Raw genomic sequence first — 5,735 nt, 5'->3', positions numbered from 1 at the left:
AGGCGGGCGCGCCCGGCGNGGGGGGAGGGCGCCCGTGCCCGGGTCCGCGCCGGTGTCCGCGGCCAGGCGGCGGACGGCGGCCATCGGCACGTGCAGCCAGTCGGGGCGGTGCCGGGCCTCGTAGAGGACCTCGTACACCGCCTTGTCCGTCTCGTAGGCGCGCAGCAGCGCCGCCTCGGCGCGCGGGTCGCGGCCGGACGCCTCCGCGTAGCCGGAGCAGTACGCGTCGCGGCAGCGCTCCGCCCAGGCCGGGTGCCGCGGCCGGTGCGCGTGGGCGGCGTAGTCGAAGGAGCGCAGTATGCCCGCGACGTCCTGCACCGGCGGTTGCGGGCGGCGGCGCTCGGCGAGCGGCTTCGCGGGCTCCCCCTCGAAGTCGATCACCGCCCACTCGCCGTCCGGGGTGCGCAGCGCCTGCCCCAGGTGCAGGTCGCCGTGGACCCGCTGGGCGTGCCAGGCGCGGCCGTTCCCGGCGAGCGCGGCGACCGCATCGAAGGCGCGGCGCAGCCCGGAGGCGTACGGCCCGAGCGCGGGCACCGCCTCGGCCGCGGCGTCCAGGCGGCGGCCCATCGCGGCGGCCAGGTCCCGCGCCTGGCTCCGGGTGAGCGCCGCCGCGGGCAGCGCCCGGGCCAGGGCGGTGTGCACCTCGGCGGTGGCCCGGCCCAGGGCGTGCGCCTCCGCGAGGAAGTCCCGGCCGGCGGCCAGCGCGTCGAGGGCGAGCCGCCAGCCGTCCCGCGAGCCGCTCAGGTACGGCTGGAGCACGCCCAGCGTCGCGCCGTCCGGGCCGGTCCCCGTCTCGTACCAGGCGACGGGCGCCGGGACCCGGGAGCAGCCGGCGCGGGCGAGGGCCAGCGGCAGCTCCAGGTCCGGGTTGACGCCCGGGTGGATCCGCCGGAAGACCTTCAGGATGTACGCGTCGCCGTAGACGAGCGAGGTGTTCGACTGCTCGGCGTCCAGGACGCGCGGGGGCAGCCCGGCGGGGACGGCCGCCGCGCGGTGGAAGCCCAGCGGGCCGATCGCGCCGGGCGAGCGCAGGCGCTCCAGGAGCAGCGCGGCGAGCCGCGGGTCCTGGAGCGCCTCGTAGACGGTGCGCCCCGCCAGCGGGCCCCGGGTGGCGCGGCCGACCAGGGCGGGGGCGAGCCGGGGCGGCAGCGTGTCGCACACGCCCAGCAGCAGCTGGTAGCAGTCGCCGGGCGGGGCGGTGCCGGGCTGCCGGACGCGGACGAGCAGGTGCAGCAGGCCGGGTCCGGCGGTGCCGGGCGGGAGGAGTTCGGTGGCCGACACGAGGGCGAAGCCGGTGACCGGCTCCCCCTTCCCGGCGAACCACCTTCTGCGCGGCAGCCATTCGTGGAGCAGGGGCGCCAGCGACGGCAGCAGGGCGGCGGGTGCCCGGGCGGTGGATGCGGTCTCCGACATGGCAGCGCGTCCTTTCCCCGGGTACCACGGAGTGCACGGAATGTGCAGAGTGTCCCGGAATCGGCGTGAGCTGTCCGGTTGTGCGGGACGTGTCGGGGCGGGGATGGCCCTTATGACCCGAATCGACGTATGACGGGGACAGTGCCCCGGGCGGGGCGGGGGAAACGCCCCGCCCCGGCACGCGGGCGCCCGAGGGGCGAAGACGAGCCGTCAGCGGCGCGCCGCCGCGCCCGCGTTCCCGGCCGCGTTCCCGGCCGCGCCCGCGGCGGCTCTCGCGGGGAGCACCGCGTCCCTGCGCAGCCGGAACCAGTAGAAGCCGTGCCCGGCGAGGGTCAGCAGGTAGGGCAGCTCGCCGACGGCGGGGAAGCGGACCCCGCCGATGAGCTCCACCGGGTGGTACTCGGCGAACCGCCGCAGGTCCAGCTCGGTCGGCTGCGGGAAGCGCGAGAAGTTGTGCACGCACATCACCAGGTCGTCGCCGTACTCGCGGAGGAAGGCGAGGACGGCCGGATTCGACGACGGCAGCTCGGTGTACGAGCCGAGCCCGAAGGCCGGGTTCTGCTTGCGGATCTCGATCATCCGGCGCGTCCAGTGCAGCAGCGACGACGGGGACGCCATCGACGCCTCCACGTTCGTCACCTGGTAGCCGTAGACCGGGTCCATGATGGTCGGCAGGTACAGCCGGCCCGGGTCGCAGGAGGAGAAGCCCGCGTTGCGGTCGGGCGTCCACTGCATCGGGGTGCGGACGCCGTCGCGGTCGCCCAGCCAGATGTTGTCGCCCATCCCGATCTCGTCGCCGTAGTAGAGGATCGGCGACCCCGGCAGGGACAGCAGCAGGGCGGTGAACAGCTCGATCTGGTTGCGGTCGTTGTCCAGCAGCGGGGCGAGCCGCCGCCGGATGCCGATGTTGGCGCGCATCCGCGGGTCCTTGGCGTACTCCGCGTACATGTAGTCGCGCTCCTCGTCGGTGACCATCTCCAGGGTCAGCTCGTCGTGGTTGCGCAGGAAGATCCCCCACTGGCAGCCCGCCGGGATCGCCGGGGTCTTGGCCAGGACCTCGGAGACCGGGTAGCGGGACTCGCGGCGGACCGCCATGAAGATCCGCGGCATCACCGGGAAGTGGAACGCCATGTGGCACTCGTCGCCGCCGCCCGCGAAGTCGCCGAAGTAGTCGACGACGTCCTCCGGCCACTGGTTCGCCTCGGCCAGCAGCACCGTGTCCGGGTAGGCGGCGTCGATCTCCCTGCGGACCCGCTTGAGGAAGGCGTGGGTCGCCGGCAGGTTCTCGCAGTTGGTGCCCTCCTCCTGGTAGAGGTACGGCACGGCGTCGAGGCGGAAGCCGTCGATGCCCAGGTCCAGCCAGAACCGCAGCGCGGAGAGGATCTCCTGCTGGACGGCCGGGTTCTCGTAGTTGAGGTCCGGCTGGTGGGAGAAGAACCGGTGCCAGTAGTACTGCTTGCGCACCGGGTCGAAGGTCCAGTTGGACGTCTCGGTGTCGACGAAGATGATCCGGGCGTCCTGGAACTGCTTGTCGTCGTCGGCCCAGACGTAGTAGTCGCCGTACGGGCCGTCCGGATGGGCGCGGGACTCCTGGAACCACGGGTGCTGGTCGCTGGTGTGGTTCATCACGAAGTCGATGATCACCCGCATGCCGCGCTGGTGCGCGGCGTCCACGAACTCGACGAAGTCCGCCAGGTCGCCGAAGTCCGGCAGCACCGCCGTGTAGTCGGACACGTCGTAACCGCCGTCGCGCAGCGGCGACTTGAAGAAGGGAGGCAGCCAGAGGCAGTCGACCCCCAGCCACTGCAGGTAGTCCAGCTTGGCCGTGAGGCCCCGCAGATCGCCGATGCCGTCGCCGTTGCTGTCCTGGAAGGAGCGGACCAGCACCTCGTAGAACACGGCCCGCTTGAACCAGTCGGGATCCCGGTCCTTGGCGGGGGTGTCCTCGAACGTGTCGTGGACGGGCTCGTTCACGGTCATGATGTGGGTGACCCTCCGATCGGGGGAGACGGTCGCAGGGCCGAGTCGTGCCGGCCGGGGGGAAGACCCCCCGACCCGCGGCACACCACGAGCACGTGCGCGGGCCTGACGCCCGGTTCCAGGCGCACGTAGTTGGCCCTGCCCCAGTGATAGGTCTCGCCGGTGAGCTCGTCGCGCACCGGCACGGTCTCGTGCCAGTCCAGGCCGAGCTCCGGCATGTCCAACGAAACCGTCGCCTCCCGGGTGTGGTGCGGGTCCAGGTTCACGACCACCAGGACCACGTCCGACCCCTGCCGCTTGCTGTACGCGATGACCGCGTCGTCGTCGGCGTGGTGGAAGCGCAGGTTCCGAAGCCGCCGCAGCGCCGGGTGGCGGCGCCGCAGCCGGTTGAGCGCGGTGACGAGCGGGGCGATGCTGCGGCCCTCCCGCTCGGCGGCCGCCCAGTCGCGGGGCCGCAACTGGTACTTCTCCGAGTCGAGGTACTCCTCGCTGCCCTCCCGCAGCGGGGTGTTCTCGCACAGCTCGTACCCGGCGTACATCCCCCACGTCGGCGACAGCGTGGCCGCGAGCACCGCCCGCGCCTCGAACGCGGGCCGCCCGCCGTGCTGGAGGTACGCGTGCAGAATGTCGGGGGTGTTCACGAACAGGTTCGGCCGCATGCAGGCGGCCGTCTCCGTGGACAGCTCCGTCAGGTACTCCGTCAGCTCCTGCTTGGTGTTGCGCCAGGTGAAGTACGTGTACGACTGCTGGAAGCCGATCGCGCCGAGCGTGCGCATCATCGCCGGCCGGGTGAACGCCTCCGCCAGGAAGATCACGTCCGGATCGGTGCGGTTGACGGCGGCGATGACCTTCTGCCAGAACACCACCGGCTTGGTGTGCGGGTTGTCCACGCGGAAGATCCGCACGCCGTGCGCCATCCAGTGCCGCAGCACCCGCACCGTCTCGCGGACGATGCCGCGCATGTCCTCGTCGAACACCAGCGGGTAGATGTCCTGGTACTTCTTCGGCGGGTTCTCGGCGTACGCGATGGAGCCGTCCGCCCGGTGCCGGAACCACGCCGGGCGCCTGCGCACCCACGGGTGGTCCGGGGAGCACTGGAGCGCGAAGTCCAGCGCCACCTCCAGGCGCAGCTCCCGCGCCCGCGCCACGAACGCGTCGAAGTCCTCCAGCGTGCCCAGGTCCGGGTGGACCGCGTCGTGCCCGCCGGCGGCCGACCCGATCGCCCACGGCACCCCCGGGTCGTCGGGGCCGGCCGTCAGGGAGTTGTTCGGGCCCTTGCGGTGCGTCGTGCCGATCGGGTGGATCGGCGGCAGGTACACCACGTCGAAGCCCATCGCGGCGATCGCCGGAAGCCGCTCGGCCGCCGTGCGGAACGTCCCCGACACCAGCCGGCCGTCCTCGTCGCGGTACGCGCCCTCGGAGCGCGGGAACATCTCGTACCACGACCCGTACAGCGCCCGCTCCCGCTCCACCAGCAGCGGCAGCGGCTTGGAGGCGGTGACCAGTTCCCGCAGCGGGTGGCGGTCCAGGGCCTCTCGCACCTGCCCGGCCAGCGCGGCGGCGAGCCGGTCGGCGGGGGAGCGGCGCACGTCCCGCAGCGCGTCCGCCGCCGCCAGGACGGCCTCCCGGCCCTCGTCCTTGGGGACCCCGTCCGCGGCCCGCTCGTGCAGCGCGGCGCCCTCGGCCAGGACCAGCTCGGTGTCGATGCCCGCGGGGACCTTGACGCCGGCCTCGTGGCGCCAGGTGGCGACCGGGTCGCTCCACGCCTCCACGTGGTACGTCCACGGCCCCTCGCAGTCGGGGGTGACGTCGGCGCCCCAGCGGTCCGTGCCGGGCGCGAGCTCCCGCATCGGGGTGAACGGACCCGGCCGCCCCGACGGGTCGGTGAGGACGACGCCCGCGGCGACCGCGTCGTGCCCCTCCCGGAAGACCGTGGCCGACACCTGGAAGGTCTCGCCGACCACCGCCTTCGCGGGCCTTCTGCCGCAGTCGACGAGCGGGGAGACGTCCAGGACGGGGATACGACCGATCAGCGCGTTCACAGCATCACCTGGGGTTTGTGTACGAGACATCGCTCTTTGTAACTGCTCTGTTGCGGCACGGCGCGGCGCGGGCATCACCGCTCCTCTCCGGATTCACTCGGCTGGGCGGTCACCGGGGGAGCCTTCCCACACCTCTCAGGGGGGCAATCGGGGGGTTTTGCGCCTATCGGCCCGCGGCGGCATCGGGCCAGACAGCCCACGGCCCTCCCCGTTCGGAGGAAAACCGCGGCCGGACCACGGCCGGGAGTGTCGGGCCCGGCGGCCCGCGGGCCGCCGGGCGCACGCCGTGCCCTCGCGGCC

At 73.4% G+C, this 5,735-nt stretch carries 3 protein-coding genes; all 3 read right to left on the bottom strand.

The annotated features are described in order from the left end of the window. Nucleotides 1-19: 19 nt before the first annotated feature. On the bottom strand, nucleotides 20-1,413 hold a 1,394-nt coding region (locus tag MW084_RS24435; RefSeq protein ID WP_420833724.1), incomplete at its 3' end, for a maltokinase N-terminal cap-like domain-containing protein. Between the two features lie 210 nt (nucleotides 1,414-1,623). Next, nucleotides 1,624-3,393 (bottom strand): maltose alpha-D-glucosyltransferase, encoded by a 1,770-nt coding sequence (gene treS, locus MW084_RS01975; RefSeq protein WP_010471143.1) that lies wholly within the window; start codon nucleotides 3,391-3,393, stop codon nucleotides 1,624-1,626. Then, a complete protein-coding gene (locus tag MW084_RS01970) occupies nucleotides 3,390-5,426 on the bottom strand; it encodes an alpha-1,4-glucan--maltose-1-phosphate maltosyltransferase (protein WP_029553542.1) in 2,037 nt (678 codons plus the stop codon). The genes treS and MW084_RS01970 overlap by 4 nt, the downstream gene beginning before the upstream one ends. Nucleotides 5,427-5,735 lie beyond the last annotated feature (309 nt).

Origin of the sequence: Streptomyces sudanensis (assembly GCF_023614315.1) — a bacterium.
Lineage (GTDB): Bacteria > Actinomycetota > Actinomycetes > Streptomycetales > Streptomycetaceae > Streptomyces > Streptomyces sudanensis.
Note: the sequence above shows the minus strand (reverse complement) of the source record. Positions and strands in the feature narration are given on the sequence as shown.